Source organism: Streptococcus taonis, from assembly GCF_029948085.1.
GTDB lineage: Bacteria > Bacillota > Bacilli > Lactobacillales > Streptococcaceae > Streptococcus > Streptococcus taonis.
Genome location: NZ_JARZZP010000019.1, coordinates 1 through 25,320, shown reverse-complemented (window position 1 = coordinate 25,320; position 25,320 = coordinate 1). Strand labels below are relative to the sequence as shown.

General features: G+C 37.3%; 17 protein-coding genes and 3 pseudogenes. 19 read left to right on the top strand and 1 reads right to left on the bottom strand.

Annotated elements, in window-relative coordinates:
- On the top strand, positions 1 to 855 hold an 855-nt coding region (locus tag QEZ38_RS09180), incomplete at its 5' end, for an LPXTG cell wall anchor domain-containing protein (protein ID WP_281335729.1).
- 249 nt (positions 856 to 1,104) lie between these two features.
- Here the strand turns inward: QEZ38_RS09180 and QEZ38_RS09175 are convergent.
- A pseudogene (locus tag QEZ38_RS09175) lies at positions 1,105 to 1,491 on the bottom strand (transposase); the annotation flags it as partial.
- Between the two features lie 74 nt (positions 1,492 to 1,565).
- Between QEZ38_RS09175 and QEZ38_RS09170 the strand changes: the two are divergent.
- From QEZ38_RS09170 to QEZ38_RS09085, 18 genes and pseudogenes are all read left to right on the top strand, one after another.
- Positions 1,566 to 1,880, top strand: coding sequence for a hypothetical protein (locus QEZ38_RS09170; protein ID WP_281335728.1), 315 nt, complete (start codon positions 1,566 to 1,568; stop codon positions 1,878 to 1,880).
- Positions 1,881 to 2,242: 362 nt separating this feature from the next.
- Positions 2,243 to 4,338, top strand: a pseudogene (locus QEZ38_RS09165) (glycosyltransferase).
- Positions 4,328 to 5,206: a DapH/DapD/GlmU-related protein gene (locus tag QEZ38_RS09160; protein ID WP_281335727.1), complete on the top strand. Its 879-nt coding sequence runs from the start codon at positions 4,328 to 4,330 to the stop codon at positions 5,204 to 5,206. The pseudogene QEZ38_RS09165 and the gene QEZ38_RS09160 overlap by 11 nt, the downstream one beginning before the upstream one ends.
- Before the next feature lie 3 nt (positions 5,207 to 5,209).
- Complete coding sequence (locus QEZ38_RS09155) at positions 5,210 to 8,452, top strand: SP_1767 family glycosyltransferase (protein WP_281335726.1); 3,243 nt, start codon at positions 5,210 to 5,212, stop codon at positions 8,450 to 8,452.
- Between the two features lie 14 nt (positions 8,453 to 8,466).
- Positions 8,467 to 9,645, top strand: a complete 1,179-nt coding sequence (locus QEZ38_RS09150; protein WP_281335725.1) for a glycosyltransferase family 8 protein — start codon at positions 8,467 to 8,469, stop codon at positions 9,643 to 9,645.
- A 46-nt stretch (positions 9,646 to 9,691) separates the two neighbouring features.
- On the top strand, positions 9,692 to 10,699 hold the full coding sequence (locus tag QEZ38_RS09145) for a sugar transferase (protein ID WP_281335724.1): 1,008 nt from the start codon (positions 9,692 to 9,694) through the stop codon (positions 10,697 to 10,699).
- A gap of 127 nt (positions 10,700 to 10,826) precedes the next feature.
- Complete coding sequence (gene secY2, locus QEZ38_RS09140; RefSeq protein WP_281335723.1) at positions 10,827 to 12,056, top strand: accessory Sec system protein translocase subunit SecY2; 1,230 nt, start codon at positions 10,827 to 10,829, stop codon at positions 12,054 to 12,056.
- 15 nt (positions 12,057 to 12,071) lie between these two features.
- A pseudogene (gene asp1, locus QEZ38_RS09135) lies at positions 12,072 to 13,646 on the top strand (accessory Sec system protein Asp1).
- Positions 13,636 to 15,168, top strand: a complete 1,533-nt coding sequence (gene asp2 / locus QEZ38_RS09130) for an accessory Sec system protein Asp2 (protein WP_281335722.1) — start codon at positions 13,636 to 13,638, stop codon at positions 15,166 to 15,168. Before asp1 ends, asp2 begins: the two are co-directional and overlap by 11 nt.
- Positions 15,168 to 15,653 (top strand): accessory Sec system protein Asp3, encoded by a 486-nt coding sequence (asp3, locus tag QEZ38_RS09125; RefSeq protein WP_248035018.1) that lies wholly within the window; start codon positions 15,168 to 15,170, stop codon positions 15,651 to 15,653. The genes asp2 and asp3 overlap by 1 nt, the downstream gene beginning before the upstream one ends.
- Positions 15,637 to 18,015 (top strand): accessory Sec system translocase SecA2, encoded by a 2,379-nt coding sequence (gene secA2 / locus QEZ38_RS09120; protein ID WP_281335721.1) that lies wholly within the window; start codon positions 15,637 to 15,639, stop codon positions 18,013 to 18,015. The genes asp3 and secA2 overlap by 17 nt, the downstream gene beginning before the upstream one ends.
- A gap of 12 nt (positions 18,016 to 18,027) precedes the next feature.
- Positions 18,028 to 19,548: an accessory Sec system glycosyltransferase GtfA gene (gtfA, locus tag QEZ38_RS09115; protein ID WP_281335720.1), complete on the top strand. Its 1,521-nt coding sequence runs from the start codon at positions 18,028 to 18,030 to the stop codon at positions 19,546 to 19,548.
- Positions 19,532 to 20,878, top strand: a complete 1,347-nt coding sequence (gtfB, locus tag QEZ38_RS09110) for an accessory Sec system glycosylation chaperone GtfB (protein WP_281335719.1) — start codon at positions 19,532 to 19,534, stop codon at positions 20,876 to 20,878. Before gtfA ends, gtfB begins: the two co-directional genes overlap by 17 nt.
- Complete coding sequence (gene asp4 / locus QEZ38_RS09105) at positions 20,871 to 21,050, top strand: accessory Sec system protein Asp4 (protein WP_075230876.1); 180 nt, start codon at positions 20,871 to 20,873, stop codon at positions 21,048 to 21,050. The genes gtfB and asp4 overlap by 8 nt, the downstream gene beginning before the upstream one ends.
- A 4-nt stretch (positions 21,051 to 21,054) precedes the next feature.
- Positions 21,055 to 21,279, top strand: coding sequence for an accessory Sec system protein Asp5 (gene asp5 / locus QEZ38_RS09100; RefSeq protein ID WP_153225670.1), 225 nt, complete (start codon positions 21,055 to 21,057; stop codon positions 21,277 to 21,279).
- Between the two features lie 346 nt (positions 21,280 to 21,625).
- Positions 21,626 to 22,348 carry a pseudouridine synthase gene (locus tag QEZ38_RS09095; RefSeq protein WP_281335718.1) on the top strand — a complete coding sequence of 241 codons (723 nt, stop codon included), beginning with the start codon at positions 21,626 to 21,628 and terminating at the stop codon, positions 22,346 to 22,348.
- A gap of 108 nt (positions 22,349 to 22,456) precedes the next feature.
- On the top strand, positions 22,457 to 23,791 hold the full coding sequence (pepC, locus tag QEZ38_RS09090; RefSeq protein ID WP_281335717.1) for an aminopeptidase C: 1,335 nt from the start codon (positions 22,457 to 22,459) through the stop codon (positions 23,789 to 23,791).
- Positions 23,792 to 23,929: 138 nt separating this feature from the next.
- Positions 23,930 to 25,252 (top strand): ISL3 family transposase, encoded by a 1,323-nt coding sequence (locus tag QEZ38_RS09085; protein WP_281335716.1) that lies wholly within the window; start codon positions 23,930 to 23,932, stop codon positions 25,250 to 25,252.
- Positions 25,253 to 25,320 lie beyond the last annotated feature (68 nt).

The window sequence follows — 25,320 nt, the reverse complement described above, 5'->3', positions numbered from 1 at the left end:
ACATCAGCATCTGAATCAGCAAGCACAAGCGCATCAACATCAGCATCTGAGTCAGCATCAACAAGTGCAAGCACATCAGCATCTGAATCAGCATCAACAAGTGCAAGCACATCAGCATCTGAATCAGCAAGCACAAGCGCATCAACATCAGCATCTGAGTCAGCGTCAACAAGTGCTCACATCAGCTCTGATCAGCAAGCACAAGGCATCACATCAGCATCTGAGTCAGCGTCAACAAGTGCATCAACCTCAGCATCTGAATCAGCATCAACAAGTGCATCTACATCAGCGTCTGAATCAGCATCAACAAGTGCATCGACATCAGCGTCTGAATCAGCATCAACAAGTGCATCGACATCAGCGTCTGAATCAGCATCAACAAGTGCATCGACATCAGCATCTGAATCAGCGTCAACAAGTGCATCGACATCAGCATCTGAGTCAGCGTCAACAAGTGCAAGCACATCAGCATCTGAGTCAGCGTCAACAAGTGCATCGACATCAGCATCTGAATCAGCATCAACAAGTGCGTCAACATCAGCCTCTGAGTCAGCAAGCACAAGCGCATCAACATCAGCATCTGAGTCAGCATCAACAAGTGCATCGACATCAGCATCTGAGTCAGCAAGCACAAGCGCGTCAACATCAGCATCTGAGTCAGCAAGCACAAGCGCGTCCATGATTCATTCGACTTCAACTAGTCAATCTGCTCAAACTAATACAACTAAGACTCGTAAGCAACTTCCAAATACTGGAACAACGGCTTCAGCTACAAATGCTCTCCTTGGAGTTGTAGCAGGTCTAACAGGATTAGGTTTAGTAGCTAAACGTCGTAAACGTGATGATGAAGAATAAATCTTCTAACGATTCTATTAGTTGATTAATTCGATCAAAAAACCTGAAAGATATAACTTTCAGGTTTTTTAGTTTTAAAATAGGCTCTTGCCAGTTTGTCAAGCGACGTCTAGCGCCCAAGAGCCCTACGACTTTACAAGACACCTCTACTTTAACATAAAGAAAAAGTAGTGAGTACTCTCTCCCGTCGGAGATTTTCTCACTACTAATCTTAGTATGTTTGTTAACTGTAGTGGGTTGAATAAAAAGCTAACATCTGGAGAGGACAATCGTTGTCCTCTCCATTTTTATATTCAGAGCGATGAAAATTCGTTTCTTAAAGTTGTCAAAGTTTCTAAAACCAAAGGCATTTCGTTTGATAAGTTTGATGAGATTATTGGTCGCTTCCAATTTTGCGTTGGAATAGGGTAATTGAAGGGCGTTGACTATTTTCTCTTTGTCCTTGAGAAATGTCTTAAAGACAGTCTGAAAGACAGTCTGAAAAATAGGATGATCCTGCTTTAGATTGTCCTCAATAAGTCCGAAAAAATTGTCTGGTTCCTTATTCTGAAAGTGAAAAAGTAAGAGCTGATAGACATTGTAGTGGTGTTTCAAGTCTTCTGAATAGCTCAAAAGCTTGTCTAGAATCTTGATGTTTGGGTCTTTAATATCAAGGAGTTTTGTGATAAAATGTAATTGTTCCATATGGATCTTTCTAATGAGTTGTTTTGTTGCTTTTCATTATAGATCTTATGGGACTTTTTTTCTACACAAAAATAGGCTCCATAAGATCCATAGGGGATTTACCCACTACAGAAATTATAGAGCCACTAATTGAACTTTTGTCTATTCGTAAAGCAATTGAAATTCAATATTCTTTGCCAGAGTTAGAAAAAATAAGGTTCTTAGGGTTATCTCACTTTATGAAAGTGCATAAAAATGGTATAATATATAGTAGAGTTTTTCATTTTAAAATCTTTGTATTGTTTAGAACATTTATTGCTTTTTATGATATAAGAAAAATCTCAGGAGAATTAGATTATTAAATATTAGTTGAAATAAAACCATAGAAATAATGATTTTGGTTTAAAGATGATATAAAGTGATAATCGAGATATAAAGGATTTATGATAGAAATCTGTTTCAATTACTTAGAGATTATCGTCATAAGGAAGTTCTATAACTACTTCTTTAAGTTGATATGTGTTGTTTCCACGATATGAAAAACGATGGCAGTTAGTTTCAGTTTATATTGCGGTTGAAAATTAAATGTATGTAATAACTATCTATGTATAAAGTAACTTCTATAATATCCAATATAAATTGGGTGGCAGAAGTTGTCTTTTTCATTGTCTTTATCATAAAAAAAGTATGAGAGATATGAAAAAAAAATTAGGAGTGGGATTGTATGGGAAAGGAATTAATTAGTGTCATTGTTCCAGTTTATAATGCTGAAAAATACTTACAGAAATGTTTAGATAGTATTTTGGAACAAACATATCAAAATTTGGAAATTATCATTATAAATGATGGTTCTACAGATAACTCGGGACAAATCTGTCAGGAATATGAAAAACAGGATGATCGTATCATCTATATAGAAAAAGAAAACAGTGGTGTATCTGATACGCGAAATGCTGGTCTGGATCGAATGACAGGAACGTATGTTACCTTTGTTGATTCCGATGATTGGGTAGAACCAAACTATATTAAGTTTTTATATGAGAAAGTGATAGAATATCAAGCAGATATTGTAGTTGGAAATTATACTAGTTTTAATGAGTCTAATTCAGTTTTTTATTTCCACATCTCTACTGACTATTATGAAAAAGTATATGATAATAAGTCTATAATACCTTGTTTATACGACTCTAAAGAATTGTTAAAGTCTGCTTTGATTGTACCCTGGGGGAAAATTTATAAAAAAGAAATAATAGCGAATTTGCGTTTTCCAATTAATAGAATTGGAGAAGATGCATTATTTAATTTGAAGGCCTTATTAGATTCTGAAAAAGTTGTTTATGTTAATAAATCAGCCTATATATAGAGTGCGTGAGGGAAGTTTGTCCAATACTTGGACAGATGAATGGATTAGAGATGCCATTTATATAATTGAAGAGAGATTATCTTTATTGGCAACGTTAGGATATCCACTTTCGGAGCATAGGCGAGCATACAAAATGAGTTTGGATTATATCAGTTCTGAAGCTTACAATAGAGGTTTAGCTAATTCTCACGAATTAAACTACATAAAAGAGAAAAAGATGTTATTGGATAGACTTCTTCCTCAGAGTAAAGAAGACAAAAAAGCCGTCGTACTGGCAGCTGATTTTTCGAATCTCGATCAGGTTGTGACAACCATAAAATCTATTTGCTACCATAATCGTTCAGTTCGTTTTTATATTATCAATAGGGATTTTCCAAAAGAGTGGTTCATACAATTGAATGGTCGATTAAGGGACTTTGATTCGGAAATTATCAATTGTCGAGTAACATCTGATCAAATATCACGTTTTAAAACAGATATTAGTTATGTAGCCTCTCTGCTCTATTGTATATCTGATTTTGTAGAAGAAGATAAGGCACTTTATTTGGATTATGATGTACTTGTTACGAAAAATCTAGATGACTTATTTGAAATAGATCTACAAGATTATCCATTAGCTGCGGTGCGTGATTATGGCAGAAAAGTGTACTATGATCAAGAAATATTTAATGTAGGTGTATTACTAATCAACAATCTTGTTTGGAAACAAGAAAGTATGACTCAACGATTAATGGATTTAACTGATAAACTGCATGACAAGGCGGATCAGGTGGACCAACTTGTTTTGAATAAACTTTTTGAAAATAAGTGGCTAGAGTTGGATTTTGATAATCATTATATTGTGAGTCATAAGCAATTTACAGATTATAAACTACCAAAATCTCAAGACTATCCAGGTATTATTCATTATCCTTCGAATAGAAAACCGTGGGATAATTTGGGTATTCAAGCTTATCGCAATGTTTGGTGGTATTATCATAATCTTGAATGGACAGAATTGGGTCAAAACTACCATTTACATACGCTTAAAAAGACTCATATCTATCCTCAAAAACTACCTGTTACTTGTTTAATTTATACTTTTTCGGATCGTATTGAGCAATTAGAGTCCTCTAGTTCAAGCTTTACCGGAGATTCAATTTATAATTGTAGCTAGCGTCAAAGTTAGTGATCAATTGACTAAGAGGATAGTTGATCCCAACGTGACTATTTTGTCTGAATTTAATGATTTATCAGAGCTTGAGCAAGAATTGATTGAGATAAGTCAAGTTCTTTTAGATATTAATCATGGTGAAAAAAATGAAGAAATAATGGAGCAGTTTGCAAAATTAGGGAAGCCTATTCTTGCCTTTGAAAATACAAAATATTCTGAAGTTGGACAGATAATCTATAAAGTAGAACAAGTTCAAGAAATGATTAATAAAATAAGAGAAGTGGAAGATAAACATGGATTTTAAAGATTCTGTAAAGTTATTAGGAGATTTTCATCATATAGAGATTTCTCCTACTAGTAGCATTGAACTAGGAACAGATGTTACATTTCGCTCATTTGTAAGTCTAGAAGTGTCTAACAATGCTAAGCTGACACTAGGAAATAGAGTTTTCTTTAACGATCATTGTACGATTCGTTGTGGCAAAGAGATTGAAATTGGTAAGGATACTATGTTTGGTGATGGTGTGAGAATTTTTGATCGCAACCATAAATACTCTAATTACCATATTGAAAAAGTTCAGTTTAAAGCTGATAAGATAACTATAGGGAAAAATTGTTGGATTGGAACTAACGTTGTTATTTTAAAAGGTGTTACCATTGGAGATAATGTTATCATTGGGGCAAATGCTTTAATTTATAAAGATATCCCAGCTAATTCTGTTGTTACTGCTCAAGAGGATTTAAAAATCACTCCTAGACAACAGCATCAGTTTCACGCCTTTACTTTAACAGCATCAGATACTTTAGAACATTTAGACTATCTTGTACAAGAACTTCCTGAAGTTGCATTTCATATAGCTGCTAAAACAAATGTCTCAGACTATCTAGAAAGCTTTAATCATTACGAGAACGTAACTATTTATACTAATGTGCATCATGATGATATTCTCGAAGATTTATTAAATAGAGCAGATATTTACTTAGATATCAATCATTGGGGAGAGGTTGATAATATTGTAGGTCGTGCTTTAGAGATAGGAAAACCGGTATTTTCTTTTGAAACAGTTGTCCATAGAAGAGATAAAAACGTTCGAGTTTTTAGTTTAGAGGATAAAGAGAGTATGATTAATAGCATTCGTCATCAACTAGCGAATGATGAAAGTGGAGATTAGATAATGGGGCTTGATATTTTGGAAGAAAGAAGGGCAGTTGTTCTTGCGGGAGATAAGAATTACCTTATCCCGATACTTACAACAATAAAATCTATTCTATATTACAATCAAAATGTTAAAATTTATATTCTCCATCAAAATATTCCTAGTGACTGGTTCAATGATCTCAAGGTACAAGTGGAGAAATTGGGAAGTGTTGTAGAAGACATTCGTATAGATGAAGAGATTGATTCTGAGTGGAAAACCCAGGAACATATTTCAGCGATTACGTATGCTCGCTATTTCATTCCACATTATATTGAAGAGGAGAGAGTACTCTATCTGGATAGTGATTTGATTATTAATGGTAGTCTTGATTTACTCTTTGATATTGATTTGGGTGATAAGTATCTTGCTGCTGTTCGAGATGTAGATGGTGTTGGCTTCAATGCAGGAATGTTATTAATTGATAATTCTAAATGGAAACAATATGATATTACTACGAAATTAATAAATAAAACAATTGATTACGTATCTTCACCTGATTTTGCAGCCAATGATAGATTTAATGGTGATCAGACTATATTAAATTTGATGTTTGAAAATCATTGGCTAGAGTTAGATAAGCATTTTAATCTTCAAGTTGGTCATGATGTCATTGCTTTTTATAGCCACTGGGATTCACACTTTGAGTTGGATAAAGAACCTTTGATCATCCATTATACGACCTATCGAAAACCATGGTCTACTCTGATGGGCTATCGTTATCGAGACTTATGGTGGGCATTTCGGGATGTTAGTTATGAACAGATTGCTGACCATTATGTAGGGCGTTTTACCATCAAGAGAGTTTATGACCTTCATAATGTCAATCTATTTACATTCACAGATTCGCAGGATTTTCTGTATATTGATGAACTAGCCCAAGCTCTTCCTGATGTTGGATTCCATATTGGTGCCTATACAGATATGGGTCCAATTCTAATGGCTTTGGACAAATATCCAAATGTTTACTTGTATCCCAGCATGGTTGGGGCAGTGATTGATGAAATGATTGAGAAGTCAGACGCCTATCTGGATATTCATAAGGGAAGTTCGATGGACTTTATCGTCAATCGCTATACCAGTGCAGGTAGACCAGTATTGACTTTTGATGTGACCAACAAAAATCAATTGGAACAAATAGTTGTTTCCTCTCAGTCACCACAGCCAATGATAGAAGCAATTAAAGGGTTAAAGAAAGATAAAATGGACATGAAGGCAATTGTACTCGGAGCCAACTACCAATATGCAGATAAGGTATTAACGACAATCAAATCCATCTGCTGTCATAATCGAGGGCTACGTTTTTATTTGATTAACAGCGATTTTCCGACAGAATGGTTTTTCAATCTCAATCGTAAATTAAAGAAGTTAGACTGTGAAATCGTTAATGCCCGTGTCAATAGCTTCCATATCAGCCAATATAAGACTAACATTCACTATGCAACATTTTTACGTTACTTTATTTCTGATTTTGTTGAGGAAGATAAGGTCTTATATCTGGACTGTGATTTGGTTGTCACAAGAGACTTAAGTCCCCTATTTGATGTCGAACTGGGAGAGTATCCATTGGCAGCAGTCAAGGATCTGGGGGCTCAAGTATATTTTAATGAGCATGGATTCAACGCAGGTGTCTTGCTCATTAATAATCGCCTTTGGAAGCAAGAAGAAGTTCGCAAGCAGTTGATTGAAATGACTAATGAGTTGCATGATAAGGTTGCTCAAGATGATCAAAGTATCTTGAATCTCTTATTTAAAGATCGTTGGTTGGCTTTGGACTTTAAATATAACTGTATTACCTTGCACACACATTTCTCAGATTATCGACCAGAACCTGGGACTTATCCACCGATTATTCATTATTTGACAGAGAGAAAACCATGGGGACTGTATGAACGCTCCATCTATCGAGATGTTTGGTGGTATTATAATGCCCAAGATTGGTCTGATATGAGTCAGGTAACGCCTTGTCTGACAAAAGATCAGGTGAGTCAATACACAGGGGTTCAACATTCAGCCCTAGTCTATACCTTCTCAAGTGACTTGAGAAATATGGGCTACTTGATTGAACATCTACCAGATGTCAAGTTTTATGTGGCGGCTCCCGTTATGGTGGCGGATAGTATTACAGCTCTACTAGCCTACCCAAATGTCTCTGTCTTGTCAGATATTGCTGGGCAACCAGCTTTGATTGATAGCTTGGTTGAAGGCTGTGACTTTTTACTGGACATCAATGCTGAATCCGAAGTTGATGGGATCATTGGGCGTTTCCGACAAGCTGGAAAACCAGTATTTGCTTTTGAAAGTGTAGCCCATGGTGAACAAGGTCAGTTTCTTTATGACCAAGCACATCCTGAGGAGATGGTTCTAGCTATTGAAAACTATTGCCAAAATGGAGAGTTGCCTGTAAAAAAGCTGCAAGCCTACCCAAAGGTACTAGATATCCAGCAGAGTCTTGATTATATACTAGAACACCATTCTTCCGTTATTCGTTATGGAGATGGAGAAATGGATATTATGATGGGACATGGGATTCCTTATCAAGACTACGATGAGACATTGGCAGAACAGCTTAGAAGTATGATCCAACTAGAAAGCTCTCCAGAATTACTGGTCTGTCTCTCAGATGTTTTTGAAGGCTTGGAACGCTATAATCCTGAAGCTGTTAACTTTTGGCAAAAGCATTTAGAGCATTATAAAGAAGCCTATCATAGATTTTGTACAGCAAGTTTCTATGGTTCTACTTTTATATCTCGTCCTTATATGGATCTCAAAGATAAGTCTGCTTCGGTAGCCCACTTTGAAAAATTAAAGAAACTTTGGGATAAACGAGATATCTTGATCGTCGAAGGTGAAAACTCACGTTCAGGAGTTGGCAACGATCTTTTTGACAATGCTCAGTCAGTTGAGCGGATCATCTGCCCTTCTAGAAATGCCTACAGTAAAGTTGAGGCTATTCAAGAAGCGATTGAAAAGCATGCGGCTGGTAAATTAGTATTCTTGATGCTTGGACCTACAGCCAAGGTTTTAGCGTATCACTTAAGCAAAAAAGGCATACAAGCGATTGATTTAGGTCATATTGATTCCGAATATGAGTGGTTTAAGATGGGAGCAGCTTCAAAAGTGAAATTCTCACACAAGCATACCGCAGAGCATAATTTTGATCAAGAAATTCAGCTAGTTGCCGATGCGGCTTATGATGCATCTATCATCGTGAAGCTATAGTCAAGGAGTAGTGAATGAATAAAAAAGTATTTGTGTTAGCAGGAGATTACGGTTATATTCGTCAAATCGAAACTACCTTAAAATCTATTTGCTATCACAATAGTGATGTCAAGATTTATATTTTTAATCAGGATATTCCCCAAGAGTGGTTTGTCTCCGTCAGGGAAAAAATGGCATACCGAAATAGTGAGATAGTTGATATCAAGCTGTTTGGAGGTGATATGCGAAATTGGAGTCTACCACCTGTTGGACAGCACATAAACTTTATGACCTTTGCTCGTTATTTTATACCGAGTTTTGTGTCAGAAGATATTGTTTTATATTTAGATTGTGACTTAGTAGTTACACGTGATTTGACAGATCTATTTTCTATTGATTTAACCAATAAACCTCTAGCTGCTGCAAAAATCATATATGGTTTAGAAGACAGATTTAATGCAGGAGTGTTACTGATCAATAATGCGTATTGGAAGGATAAGGGAATCCAGCAGGAACTCATTAACATTACTGAAAGAGAACATGAACACTTACTTGAAGCTGATCAAACAGTTCTCAATCTAGTGATGGGAGAAAATTATGTATTATTAGATGATACCTATAATTTTCAGATTGGATATGATCAGTTGGCTGATAGTCGGGGGCAATATTTTATTTTTGAATTGCCTTTGACTCCATTACCAGCGATTGTTCATTATTTGTCTGCCGATAAACCTTGGAATACTTATTCGGTAGGTCGCCTACGTGAAGTTTGGTGGAAATATAATCAACTAGAGTGGTCTCAAATAAATAGTCAAGAAGAACTTGTCGTGAAAAAAGCTAAATATCAAGCATTGATCATTACAGGCAGTCAGCAATTAGAACAAATTGATTATCTGATTAAACATTTACCTGAGTATGATATTCATATTTTAACTTTTACGGATATGGGAGAAATTCTCAGAAGTCTAGCCAGTTATGAGAACATTAAGTTGCATCCAACTGTTATGAGGTGGATGTGCAGGAAAATGATTGAAGAATGTGATGTTTATCTGGATATCAATCATGAGTTTAAATTTCCTGATGTTTTAGAATGGGTGCAAGAAGCTAAGAAAACAATTTTAGCGTTTGATAATGTGGCCAATCCTTATCATGTAGATCAAGTATTTCCTCAGGATAATCCTCAGGCTATGGTCGATTTTTTGAAGGAACTTTAAGTCTGTGAGTGGTTTGTTTTAAAAAATACTAAATTAGAGATTCAAAATGAAAATTAATATTACAAATATTTACGGTATGTCTGGTCAGAGTACAGCCTTGATCGCCCAGAATGAAACCGTTAAAATTGCAAAAAAGTTAGACTTTCACGAGCTTAGCTTTTACTTTTACAATATCTATAGTGATAGTCAAGGCGAGTTGAATAGCCGTTTAGATGGCGTTTTAGCTAAGCTGGGTTATGGGGATATCGTTGTTTATCAATCTCCTACATGGAATGGTAGGGAGTATGACCAGGCCTTTATCAGGAAATGTAAGATTTTAAACACGAAAATCATTACCTTTATCCATGACGTACCACCTCTCATGTTTCCATCAAATTATTATTTGATGCCTGAGTACATTGAGATGTACAACCAATCGGATCTAGTAATTGTTCCATCAGAAAAAATGAAGGAACGTCTGATTCAGGAAGGATTAACGGTTCAAAAAATTATGATTCAAGGTATGTGGGATCATGTTCATGAATATCCTTTGAGACAACCAGTTTTTCAGAAAAAACTATCTTTTGCAGGTAGTGTGGAGCGCTTTGAACACATATCCAACTGGACTCATACAACACCTCTCGATATTTTTTCCGAGTCTAATCAGGAAAATCATAATCCAAGTGTTTCTTTTAAAGGCTGGAAAACAGATCCAGAGTTGCTTTTTGCTTTGTCAGAGGGTGGTTTTGGCTTAGTATGGGGAACAAGTGAAAATCCAGTGGATGAAGCAGACTACTATCGCTTGAATATCTCTCATAAAGTTAGCACCTATCTTGCTGCTGGAATTCCAGTAGTAGTGCCATCCTATCTCTCAAATGCCAGTTTCATAAAGGAAAAAGGCTTAGGTTATGTAGTAGATAGTTTGGAAGAAGCCAGTCGTCTTGTAGAAGAAACTACAGCAGAAACTTATCAACAGATGGTTGAAAATGTATACAAAGTTAGTTATGCCTTGAAACAAGGCTACTTTACAAAAAAATTATTGATTGATGCAGTGATGCAGGTTTTGGATATCTAGAACATGATAGTTATGGATCGCCCTCATCCATTAGGATGAGGGAATGCCATTATTGGCAAAGGATTAATTTATAGATTCAGCTATGTTTATCAAAATATCCCATCAATCGAATAAGTAGGAGAAAAAATTGAAGATAAAATTGACATCAGTTGTCGTGAAACGGGTCCTGTGGACGATTTCTTTCTTGTTCATTTATGTTCTAGGAAGTAGATTGACCCTTCCCTTTGTAAACGTTAATGACACGAGTTTTTTGGGTGGAACTGCTGCTTTCTTAGCATTTTCTACTGCTATGACAGGTGGCAACCTTCGGAGTCTTTCCTTATTTTCAGTTGGACTATCTCCATGGATGTCGGCGATGATTTTATGGCAGATGTTTAGTATGTCTAAGAAACTAGGTTTTCAAAATTTACCAATTGAAATTCAAGATCGTGGGAAAATGATTCTAACGTTTGTTATTGCTTTAATCCAAGCATTAGCTATTACTCTTAATCTCCCTATTCAGTCAGGGGTTAATTATGGACTGGTATTGACAATGAATGTTCTACTCTTGATCGCGGGTACCTTTTTCTTGGTTTGGTTATCGGATCTGAATTCTTTGTTTGGGATAGGGGGTTCTATAGTTATCTTAATGTCCAGCATGGTTATTAGTATGCCACAAAACATCCTAAATAGTATAAAAGAATTACAGGTTAGTCCTGTATTGATTATGGCTCTTCTAATACTTTCCATCGTATTTTTAGCAATTGTAGTCAGAGTTCAGCGAGCACGTTATAGAATTCCTGTTAATAAGATTATGATTCATAATCGTTTTAAGCGTTATTCTTATTTGGATATTTTGCTAAACCCAGCTGGAGGAATGCCTTTTATGTATGCCATGTCCTTGGTATCCATCCCACAATATAGCTTGTTGCTTCTTCAGATGGTTTTACCGAAAGAATCGTGGATTGGAGAGTGGATTAGCCGCTTTGCAATTGGTCAGCCAATTTGGATCTTCACTTATATTGTTGTTTTATTTATATTGGGACTTGCTTTCTCTTTTGTTAATATGAATGGAGAAGAAATCGCTGAGAAGATGAAAAAATCTGGAGAGTATATCTATAATATATATCCAGGAGAAGAAACAAGTCGTTATATCAATTGGCTGATCTTACGTTTTGCAGTAATTGGTTCGACCTATACTGTTCTTATGGCAGGATTACCAATGTTGATTGTATTATATGATCCACGCTATATGCAACTAAGTATGCTTCCAGGTTTATTTTTGATTTTTAATGGAATGGTGTTTAATATCAAGGAAGAAATTGACGCCTTGACCTTAAATGAGAATTATAGACCACTCTTAGAAATTGATTCATAATTGTGAGGAGAATATATGTATTATTTCATTCCTTTTTTGGAGCGTAACAATCCATCTTGGCAAGCTAGTATTGTGCCTTGGTATAGAACTCCTTATCGCTTAGAATTTGATGATATCTTACACCAAATTCGTATCTTTAAACGCCAAGAATTAGAATCTAAGATGCTATGGTTGACTTATCATCCTCATCTACGCTATTTGTTACACAGACAAGATTTATTGGAGTCTGATGTTTTCTCCGTTTTTGATGCTATTCAAAATATTGAAGCTGAGGAGATGCATCCTTTACAATTAAAGGATTTAGCATGGGATGAAGATTGTGATTTTATCTATACTCCTTTTGTAGTTGTAGTTAAGCAACAAGGAGAACTCTATGCTGAAATTGAATATGGTTCAGAAGGCTTTATCAGCTACATCACGTATTTTAAGGATGACCAAGTTGATTTTATTTGCTATTTTGATGATCGAGGCTTTTTATCTAGTCTTGTAGAGTTTAAGGATCAGAAGCCAGCTACTCGCTATTATTACAATGCAAAAGGCCAGTGGCAACTTAGGGAAAATTTGCAGGGCGAAAAGCCAATTGTAAAGATCAATCCAGCAGTAAGTTATCGTTTTGGAAAATTAGTTTATGACAGTATAGATGAGGTTATCTGGGAATTCTTAGCAACATTTTTAAATCAAGACTATGAGGTTGGAGATTCATTTGTTTTGGCAGCTAATACCAAGTTTCAAGATCAATTGCTAGAAAGGTTGCCAGAAGAAGCTCCAAAAATTATAAGTTTCTTTATTGAAAGAAATCAAGCAGATGATTTACAAGCTCATCGTCAGCTAGTAGAACAGTCTAGATTGTTGATTAGTGATCGGAAAGATTTTCTTGAGCGATTACAAGAGGCTTATCCCCAATTTGCTTCTAAAATGCACCATTTACCATCTTTTGATACGCGCTTGAAGTTAGGTCTTAGTCAACGGTTAAAGGAATCAAAAATTTATGTCCAATTAGATATATAGGTGCAACAAGATCCAGAAGTCTTGTATGAAGTTTTGCATTTTGTTTCGGAAAATCCCTTGACTGAGGTTGTTTTTTCAGTATTTAATGCAGAAGGTTATCAAATAGAAGCTTTGCAGAAGCAACTTGATTCGCTGATTATGGAACGTCTTAACCCAAGGGAGCTGTTAAAGGATACTGTGGTATCTGATGCGGAAAATACATTAGAGGAAAATACCAGAGATGATTATCGCTTTAAGATTATCAATCTAAATGATGAGATGGGCTTAATTCGGGAGTTAGAATATACTCGTTTAATTGTTGATTTGAATCCAGTCGCTAATATTTACACACAGATTGCAGGGATTAGTGCAGGAATTCCTCAAATCAACTTACAAGAGTCAGAATATGTGACTCACTTACAAAATGGTTATATTCTATCAGATTTATCAGAGTTTAGTAAGGCAGGACACTACTTTTTAGATACCCTGAAACATTGGAATCAAGCCTTAATTTACTCAATTGATAAGATTCGACAAAATACAGGTGATCAATTTGTAGATAAGTGGGAAAAATGGTTAGAGGAGGCAAAAAGTGAGCAATAAATTACAGATTTTGCAGATAGGTAGCAGAAACTGGAGCCATGACTATGAGCTTCCTGAAAATATGGAGTGGCACTTCTTTTGGCCGAGATCAATGACTGCCATAAAGAAGGTCATGAAAATGGAAGGCTTAAGAACTTTTTCAGCTGTTTTGGTTGAAAATCCTGAGCACTTATCGGATTTGATTCCGTTGATGAGAAAGATTACTCCTTATACGATTTTCTACCCTGATACAGCTGAGCCTCAATCAAAAGATCTTCAAGACTTCTTGAAAAAAACTTGTGCTCAAGCAACAGATTTTTCAAACCCAGTAGAACTTTTGAGACTCCTATCTAAAGCCCTGTTTAGAGGGCAGTATGGGGATAAGTTAGTTCCAATTGATATGATTGTCAATCCTGCTTTTAAGGGAAAGGTTCGATATAACGGTTATGAAAATCTAGAACTCCTAGGAAAGTATGGTCAAGACTTTCGCCCTTTAATTAGTTGGAAGTATAATATCCGAGCTAGCGAATTTAACCCAGTTGAACTCTGGCTCGAATATGAGAAAGATTGGACTTGTGATATTCGCCTGATCGTTCGAAATATTCAAGATGGATCTACTGCTAATTTTGTCAAAGAGCGAGTTTTCACTGTTGAAGATATGCAGTCTGCCTTGGTACTGGATGATGATTTTTCTTCATTTATCAGTGTTTCTTTAGAAGCTAGAGGAGCAGGACATCTGAAAATAGGAGCCCTTCACCAGCGTTTAACGCGCTACCAGTTTGGTAAATATGTTCTTGGTGGAGGTATCATCCATAATGACAAGCGTGAGGAGATCAATTACTTTTTCTATCCAGGAGACTTTAAGCCTCCTTTGAATATCTACTTTTCTGGTTATCGACGAGCAGAAGGATTTGAGGGGTTTGGAATGATGAGATCCTTTGGAGCACCTTTCCTTCTCTTTCAAGATCCTCGAATCGATGGAGGGGCTTTCTATCTGGGTGATGACTGTCTTGAAAATGGTGTTCGAAATGTCATTCAAGAACATTTGGATTTGTTAGGATTCTCAAATAAGGAACTAATCCTTTCGGGCATGTCTATGGGGACCTATGGTGCTATGTATTACAGCTCTTTCTTTGAACCTAAAGCTGTGATTGTTTCAAAACCCTTGACCAATCTGGGCTTGATAGCAGAGAGAGGCCGACTTGAGGCACCTGGGATTTTCCCAACTGCTTTTGATATCTTACGTCATCATTCTAAGGGAGAGGCTAGCTTAGATGCTATGAGAGCCTTAGATGACCGTTTTTGGACTCCTTTTAAAGAAGCAGATTTTAGTCAAACAATCTTTGGGCTCTCTTATATGAAAGAGGAAGACTACGATCCGCATGCCTATGATGATTTAGTAGCAGCCCTTTATCATACGGGGGCTCGTATTATGGTCAAGGGGACCTCAGGCCGCCACAATGACGATAGTACTACTAGTGCTGCTTGGTTCAAGAATTTTTATAAGATGATTTTAGAGCAGGATTTTGGGAGAAAGTTTTAATGATGATCAAACGGAATAAAGAAATATATTGGGGAGAATTTAAGGGAGCTAGTTTAGGTGATACGAGGCAAAATACATTTTTGTTTGGTTCTATTGTCCTCTATTATTCAAGAGACCATGTTTATCTGGAAAATGATATGGTGAATTCTGGTACTATGATTCATGAGTGGACCTCAAGTTTTAACTTTCAAGGAAATCGCTTAACCCCAACCTTACCTCTTTTAAAAAGGGGATATCGTTACCGTTTGTCTAGTCGTATGACTGTGCAACCTCAAAATGGTTTATACTTTAGGCTCATCTTTATGGATCGTTATGATAAGCAGGTTGGTCAAGTGATTGAAAAAGACTTGGATTTCACCTTTACCTATCCAGAAGAAGCCTATCATTACAGAGTACAGCTGTTGAGTGCAGGATTTCAAGCAGTTGACTTTCATTCATTTTCAATAGAAGAGGACGATTCTGAGCAAGATGTGGAACAAGAATAGACAATTGAGCAAGGTGAAAAAAATCTTGCATCAAATCAATCTAAAAAAAGAAGAGATGGCCTCGCTAACAGATGATGAATTAGCAGGTAAAACTCAAGAATTTAAAGATAGAATTGCTGCTGGAGAAAGCTTAGACGATCTTTTAGTGGAAGCATTTGCAGTTGTACGTGAAGCCGATAAGCGGATCCTAGGAATGTTTCCCTATGATGTACAGGTCATGGGTGGGATTGTCATCCACCAAGGGAATGTTGCGGAGATGAATACAGGTGAAGGTAAAACATTGACCGCTACGATGCCAGTTTATCTCAATGCCTTATCGGGAAAAGGTGTTATGCTGGTGACGACTAACGACTATCTTGCTAAGCGTGATGCAGAGGAGATGGGACAAGTCTATGAGTTCTTAGGTTTGACCATTCGCATTCCCTTTTCTGAAGACGATGATGAAGAGTTAACGCCTGAAGATAAGCGGGAAATTTATAACTCAGATATCATCTATACTACTCATAGCGGGCTTGGTTTTGATTATTTGATTGATAATCTAGCATCCAGTGAAGATAAAAAGTACATGCCGGAATTTAACTTTGTTATCATAGATGAGGTAGATTCAGTCTTGCTGGATAGTGCTCAAACTCCCTTGGTCATTTCAGGTTCACCTAGGGTACAGTCCAATTTTTATGGAATTATTGACACCTTGATGACAACTCTAGTTGAGGGTCAGGACTATATCTTTAAAGAAGAAAAAAAAGAAGTCTGGCTTACTACTAAGGGCGCTCAAACTGCGGAGAGTTTTTTAGGTATTGATAACCTCTATTCCGAAGAACATGGCGTACTAGCAAGACACCTGACCTTTGCTTTACGAGCTCATACCTTATTTAAAAGGGATAAAGACTATATCATCCGTAAGGGTGAGAAAGAGGAAGAACTCGTATTGGTAGATCAAAGTACAGGTCGTTTATTAGAAATGACCAAATTACAGGGTGGTTTACACCAAGCCATTGAGGCAAAAGAGCATGTTCCCTTGTCTGAAGAAACACGGGCGATGGCTTCCATTACCTACCAAAGCTTATTTAAGAAGTTTAAAAAAATCTCTGGAATGACTGGGACAGGAAAGGTTGCAGAGAAAGAGTTTTTAGAAACTTATGGCATGTCAGTCATTCGAATCCCTACAAATCGTCCGAATCAGCGAATTGATTATCCAGACAATCTCTATGTTACCCTACCTGAGAAAGTGTATGCATCGCTTGCTGAGATTAAATATTATCATGAAAAGGGTAATCCTTTATTGATTTTTGTTGGATCGGTAGAAATGTCGGAACTCTACTCCTCTCTATTATTACGTGAAGGAATTGCTCATAACGTTTTAAATGCCCATAATGCAGCGCGTGAAGCTCAGATGATTGCAGAGTCAGGTCGTATGGGAGCCGTGACAGTTGCGACTTCTATGGCTGGCCGTGGGACTGATATTAAGCTTGGTCCAGGAGTTGCTGAACTGGGTGGTCTAGTTGTCATTGGTACAGAACGGATGGATAGTAAACGTATTGACTTACAGATTAGAGGACGTTCTGGTCGACAGGGAGATCCTGGCTTGTCGAAATTTTTTGTCTCACTGGAAGATGATGTGATCAAGAAGTATGGACCTTCTTGGGTCCATAAGATGTATAAGGACTATACAGTAAATAAACAGATAAGCCCAGAACTTTTAGAAGGAAGACGCTATCGGAAATTAGTAGAAAAAGCGCAGAAGGCAAGCGATAGCGCTGCTAGATCATCAAGAAGGCAAACCTTAGAGTATGCTGAGAGTATGAATATCCAAAGAGAGATGGTCTATAGTCAAAGAAATCGTTTGATTGATGGTACCGAGGATCTAGATGGTTTTGTTGTGGATGTACTAGATGAATTCATAAAAAAAAGCTTGTCAGAAGAAGCATTTGAAAGTAGAGAGGAACTCTATCATTTTATCGTTAAAAATATCAGTTTTCTTTATCATGCAGTTCCTCGCGAGTTGGATATGACAGATAAGGAAGCCATTAGACGAGTTTTAGAGACAACCATCCAAAAAAGTCTACAAGAGAAACGAACGATTCTGGAAACTCATGACTTCTTTTCAGATTTTCAGCGTTTAGCCTTGTTAAAGGCCATAGATGATAACTGGGTAGAACAGGTGGACTCCCTTCAACAATTGAGTCTAGCGATTGGTGGGCAATCAGCTGCTCAAAAGAATCCTATTGTCGAGTATTACCAAGAAGCCTATCATGGATTTGAAGAGATGAAAAGGCAGGTCAAGAAGGATATGGTTCGAAATCTTCTATTGAGTCGAGTAGACATTTCACCTGATGGGGAAATTATGGCTTATTTTCCATAAAAAGGGGACAATATGACAATTTACAATATAAATTTAGGAATCGGCTGGGCCAGCAGTGGTGTTGAATATGCCCAAGCTTACCGTGCAGGTATTTTTCGCAGCCTAAATCTGCCGTCAAAGTTTATCTTTACAGACATGATTTTGGGTGATAATATCCAGCACTTAACCGCAAATATCGGTTTTGATGATGATCAGGTCATCTGGCTTTACACTCACTTCACAGACATCAAGATTGCACCGACCAGTGTGACGGTAGATGATGTTTTGGCTTACTTTGAAGGTGTAGAAAGCCGTCGTGAACGAAATGGGAAAATTGAACGAATCTTCTTCTCAGATGAGGACAAGTTTATCACTTGTTATTTGGTAGATGAGGAAAAAGATTTTGTCCAACATGTGGAGTATGTGTATGCTGGTAAGTTAATCCGCAAGGATTACTTCTCTTACACACGCTACTGCACAGAGTATTTTGCTCCTAAAGATAATGTAGCGACACTCTACCAAAGAACCTTCTACAATGAAGATGGGACTCCAGCTTATGAGATGTTCATGAATCAAGGGACCGAGGAAGTCTACCGTTTCAAGGATCGAATCTTATACGGGAAACCCGCCTTGCTCCGTTATTTCATGCAGACACTTGGGTTAAGTAAATCAGATCTAGTAATTTTAGATCGTGAGACAGGGATTGGTCAGGTTGTTTTTGAGGAAGCGCAAGCGGCGCATCTAGCGGTAGTTGTTCATGCGGAGCATTACAGTGAAAATGCGACCAATGATGATTATATCCTTTGGAACAACTATTATGACTACCAGTTTACCAATGCAGATAAGGTAGATCTCTTTATCGTTTCAACGGATCGTCAAAAGGAAGTTTTAGAGCAACAGTTTGCTCACTATACCACACATGCTCCTAAGATTGTGACCATTCCAGTTGGAAGTGTTGACCAATTAACAAAACCACAAAAGAGTCGTAAACCATTTTCTCTTATTACAGCTTCGCGTCTAGCCAAGGAAAAACACATTGATTGGCTTGTCAAGGCTGTGATTGAGGCTCATAGGGAATTGCCAGAATTAACCTTTGATATCTACGGTAGTGGTGGTGAAGAAGGACGTTTTCATGAGATTATCGCTGCAGGTCAGGCAGAAGAGTATATTAAACTCAAGGGCCATGCAGAACTTTCCCAAATCTATTCACAGTATGAAGTTTATCTAACTGCTTCTACCAGTGAAGGATTTGGTTTGACTCTCATGGAAGCAATTGGTTCAGGCTTGCCATTGATTGGTTTTGATGTTCCTTATGGAAATCAAACCTTCATCGAAGATGGTGAAAATGGTTACTTGATTCCAAGTTCATCTGACCATGTCGAAGATGAAATCAAGAAAGCTTATGCAGAAAAAATCTGCCAACTGTATTTGGAAAATCGTTTGGATAGTATGAGAGAAAAATCCTACCAGATAGCCGAGAAGTTCTTGACTCAAGAGATTTTGAACAAATGGGAAAATACAATCAAGGAGGTAGTGGATGATTCAGTTATTTGATGTATATAATCAAGAAAGCCAAGATTTGCACTATAGTCTGACTGAAGCAGGACTGTCTGATTTGGCTGTGGTTATTGAACCCGATGGATTTTTGCCAGATGGAGTTGTCTCACCTTTCACCTATTATTTGGGTTATGATAGCGGTAAACCCTTGTATTTTAACCAAGTTCCTGTACCAGACTTTTGGGAGATTGCTGGGAATAATCAATTTGGAACCATCAATGACCTTAATCAAGAACGAGCAGTGATTCATTTTGCAGCTGGTTTACAGGCTCGTTTGGTGAAAAAAGTCGAATGGAAAACACCAGCAGGTCGCATCTTCCAAGTAGATCACTACAATCGTTTTGGAGCTTGCTTTGCTAAGACGACCTTTGATGCTTCTGGCCAAGCTATTATGACTTCTTATCGGAACGTAGATCAAAAAGAAGTTATTTTGGAAAACCATGTCACAGGTGATATTCTGTTAACCTTGGAAGGGCAAGGCTTGCGCCATTTTTCTGGTCGAGTGGCCTTTATCATAGACTTCTTACAAGGTTTGAAAGTGAATCTAGACCACCTTCTCTTTAATACCCTATCTACATCGTTTTTGACTTCCTTCCATTTCCCAGACAAATCAGGTCAGGATATTCTAGTTTGGCAAGAACCACTACATGATGATATACCAGGAAATATGCAATTGATTTTGGAGAATGACCAACTTCGTGCTAAGACCATTATCATTCCAGATTATGCGACTTATGAACGCGCTCTGCAATTGACGGATGCAAAATTCCATCATAAGTTTAGTCACTTAGGCTATCATTATCACTTTAAGCGTGATAATTTTGTTCGACCTGATGCCCTAATAGTGACCAATTCGGATCAACTAGAGCAAGTTGAAAAATTGGTGGAGAGTTTACCAAGGGTCACTTTCCGAATCGCGGCAGTGACAGAGATGTCATCCAAGTTGCTGGATATGCTCCGCTATCCCAATGTCGTACTCTATCAAAATGCTAGTCCTCAAAAGATTCAGGACCTTTATCAGTTATCAGATATCTACTTGGATATCAACTATGGTAATGAATTGCTCCAGGCTGTTCGACAGGCCTTTGAACACAACCAACTGGTCCTAGCTTTTGAAGAAACTGCCCATAACCGTCGCTATACAGCTCCAAGTCATATTTTCGCTAAGGAAGCAGTGGACGGCATGATTCAAACTATTGAATTAGCTCTTTCTAACGTTAAGGAGATGGGACGAGCTCTTGGAGAACAGGGTTACCATGCCAATTATGTGGATCCAATCATGTATCAGGAGCGGATGGAAACCATTTTAGGAGAAAGCCATGACTAAAAAAGATCTATTTTATCAGGATGTTGAAGGTCGTATGGAAGAGATGAAACAAGAACCCATCAAAAAAGAAAAATCTACACGTGGTGAAAAAATCAGTAAAACATTCTCTTTCTTGTTGGGATTGATTATTTTGATAGGTTTGCTGTTTACTTTAATAGGGCTTTTGAGGTAGTTAAATGACTGAATTATTGATAATTTTAACCATTATTTTAGCTATTTCCTTAATCCTCCTTGTGACTATTCAACCAAGGCAAACTCAAATCTTTTCTACTGATGCAACCAGCAATATCGGAAAGCCAAGTTATTGGCAAAGTAATACGCTTGTTAAAGTCTTAACCTTGCTTGTTAGCTTAGCCTTGTTTGTGATGCTTATCCTCTTTATGGCCTTAACTTTTGCGTAAGCTTTGATTTCTGGCGAGAATGATTGACTTTAAAAGTGATTATTTAAAGAAATTTAACTTTTAGGAGAATATTTTAAGAAAACTTTTAGGAATCTAGCTTATACTATAAGCATAAGTTAAGAAGACCTTAACTTTAACTCCTAAAAATTTTTCATAATAATCTCCCTATAAAATAAAGTCGCCCAATCAGGCGGCTTATTTTTGTACTAATACTCAATGAAAATCAAAGAGCAAACTAGGAAGCTAGCCGCAGGCTGTACTTGAGTACGGCAAGGGGACGATGACGTGGTTTGAATTTGATTTTCGAAGAGTATAAGATTAATATTTTTCATGGTATAATATCTTTATGAGATTAGATAAATTTTTAGTTGCCTGCGCTGTCGGGAGTCGGACTGAGGTTAAAAACTTTCTAAAGGCAGGGCGCGTGACGGTCAATGGTAAAAAGGAAAAATCTGCCAAGCTACAAATCAATGAAGAGACAGACGAGATTTGTTTTGACGGGCAAAAGCTAGAGTACGAGGAGTTTGTCTACTACATGATGAACAAACCTCAGGGCGTTATCTCAGCGACTGAGGATCCAAAACACAAGACAGTGTTGGATTTGTTGGATGACTATGCACGTGCCAAGGAAGTTTTCCCAGTAGGGCGCTTGGATATTGATACGCATGGACTCTTGCTCTTGACCAATGATGGCAAGCTGGCTCATGCTCTACTTTCACCAAAACGTCATGTGGATAAGACTTATCTGGCGCAGGTCAAGGGAATAATGACAGATGCAGACATAGAGGCCTTTGCGCAAGGTATTCCCCTCAAGGACTTTACCTGTCAGCCTGCCAAGCTGGAGCTTGTGTCTATTGATACGGAAAAGGAAGAAAGCCTGGTTCGAGTGACCATTGCTGAAGGGAAATTCCACCAGGTTAAACGCATGGTTGCCTACTGTGGCAAGGAAGTGTTGGACTTGCAGCGTCTGACCATGGGACCTTTGACCTTGGATGAGGATTTGAAACGTGGGGAATGGCGTCGCTTAAGCAAGGAAGAACTAGAAGGCTTGCTTGAGAGTGTTCAATAAACTGGATAATCGGAAAAGGTAGGAAAAATATCCTTGCCTTTTTCGATTTTTGGTTGCTTCCTTTGTGAAAAGCGTTATAATAGACTGTAGAATAAAAAGGAGGATTTTATGAACGCGATTCAAGAATCATTTACAGATAAATTATTTGCCAACTATGAAGCAAATGTTAAATACCAAGCGATCGAAAATGCTGCTAGCCACAATGGAATCTTTGCAGCCCTTGAGCGTCGTCAAAGCCATGTAGACAACACACCTGTTTTCTCACTTGATTTGACAAAGGACAAGGTCACTAACCAGAAGGCTTCTGGTCGTTGCTGGATGTTTGCGGCCCTCAATACTTTCCGCCACAAACTCATCTCTCAATACAAACTCGAAAACTTTGAATTGTCACAAGCCCACACCTTCTTCTGGGACAAGTATGAAAAATCTAACTGGTTCTTGGAGCAAGTCATTGCGACTGCTGACCAAGAATTGACGAGCCGTAAGGTTAGCTTCCTACTCCAAACTCCTCAACAAGATGGTGGTCAGTGGGATATGGTAGTTTCTCTCTTTGAGAAATACGGTGTCGTACCTAAGTCTGTTTATCCTGAGTCAGTTTCATCTAGCAATAGTCGTGAGCTCAATGCCATTCTTAACAAATTGCTCCGTCAAGATGCTCAAATCTTGCGTAACCTCTTGGCTTCTGGCGCTGACCAAGCGACTGTTCAAGCTAAGAAAGAAGACCTCTTGCAAGAAATCTTTAATTTCCTTGCCATGTCATTAGGGCTTCCACCACGTCAATTTGACTTTGCTTATCGTGACAAGGATAACAATTACCAAAGTGAAAAAGGTATCACTCCACAAGAGTTTTACAAGAAATATGTAGATCTTCCACTTGAAGACTATGTTTCTGTGATCAATGCTCCAACTGCTGATAAACCATATGGTAAATCTTACACAGTTGAGATGTTGGGCAATGTCGTTGGTAGCCGTGCAGTTCGCTACATTAACGTACCGATGGAACGCTTGAAAGAATTGGCGATTGCTCAAATGCAAACAGGAGAAACTGTTTGGTTTGGTTCAGATGTCGGTCAGCTCAGCAACCGTAAAGCAGGGATTCTTGCGACAGATGTTTATGACTTTGAATCAAGCATGGATATCCAACTCACTCAAGACAAGGCAGGACGTTTGGACTACAGCGAAAGCTTGATGACCCACGCTATGGTCTTGACAGGTGTTGATTTGGACGAAAACGGTAAATCAGTCAAGTGGAAAGTTGAAAACTCATGGGGAGATAAAGTAGGTACAGATGGTTACTTTGTTGCCTCAGATGCTTGGATGGACGAATACACTTACCAAATCGTTGTACGTAAAGAATTGCTGACAGCAGAAGAACAAGCTGCCTATGAAGCAGAACCAATCGTCCTTGCACCATGGGATCCAATGGGTGCCTTGGCTGAATAAATGAGATATAAAAAGAACGGTTCTATAATTTTTAGGGTTGATGGAAATTTTCCACCAACCCTATTTTAGTGTATACAAAAAGGCCAACATCCATTATATTAAAAGCGCTGAAACCTAAAACAAAAGGATGATGACCATATGAACAATATACTAGAAGCTACACTACAAATCAAAGATAAAAACATTATTTGGGATAATAAAGTTCAAGAGAAGATATTTAAAAAGAGAAAATCTTTATTTTATGCAGCTACTTATACGCATAAACCAGAATTTTGTACCGTTTGTGGGTGTGTTAGCCGAAATAATAATATCGTTAAAAACGGCACGAAAACATCTCGTATCACTCTCTGTTCTGTTTCAGGCCTAGTGGCCTACTTAAATCTACGCAAGCAGAGATTTCTCTGTAGAGAATGCGGCTCTTCATTTACCGCAGACACTAGTCGAATCGTAGAAAAACACTGTCATATCTCTAAACGCTTAAAAAACGAAATTAAATCAAAAATAAGTGAAACAGTATCTGAAACCTATATCGCAAAAGAAACAAATGTTTCAGTTCATACGGTAAGACGTATCATAGATGATACAACACGTTTACTAAAGATTAAACCATTACACGATTTACCTGAGCATTTGTGTTTTGATGAATTTAAATCCGTCAAATCTTCCGATAGCAATATGAGCTTCATTATTTGTGATAGCACTACACACAAGTTGGTCGATGTTGTACGAGATAGAAAATCTTACAGTTTGAAACAATATTTTTATCGTTTTGAGCCTGAGACTAGATTAAAGGTGAAAACTATCTCCATCGATATGTACTTGCCATACATTCAATTAATAAAAGAAATGTTTCCTAACGCAAAAATTATCATTGATCCTTTTCACATTGTACAAGCCTTAAATAGAGAATTAAATCGAACTCGGGTACGTGTCATGAATAAGCATCGATATAAAGACTCTAAATTATATCGAAAGTTAAAACATTATTGGAAGTTAATTTTAAAGAACTCTAATGAACTTCAGAACTATAAATATAATCGTTATAAGCTTTTTGAAAGCTTCATAACAAGTAAAGGAATCGTAGATTATATCTTAGAAAAAAATCCATCTCTTAAAAATGATTATGAGGTTGTACATTCACTTCGTGAATGTATACAGGATAGAGATTATATAGAATTCAAGGAAACGATTGAAGCAGCTACGCAATTAGACCTATCTCCTGGTTTAAAAAGAGTATTAAAGACTCTTATGACTTACTTGCCATATATTCAAAATACTTGTGAGTATCCAACTAGAACAAATGGCCCTATTGAAGGAATAAACAATAAAATAAAAGTGCTTAAAAGAAATGCCTACGGCTTTAGAAACTATTACCATTTTAGAAATAGGATTATTTTAATAACAAAAATGTTTGGCCCAAAACAAAAAGGAATTAAGCAACAATTAGTTGCTTCAGATTGAAGACAAAGTCCTTGGAAGTCAAGTTTCTAAGGGCTTTTCTTTGTGTAAAGTCGTATAATAGAGGTAAG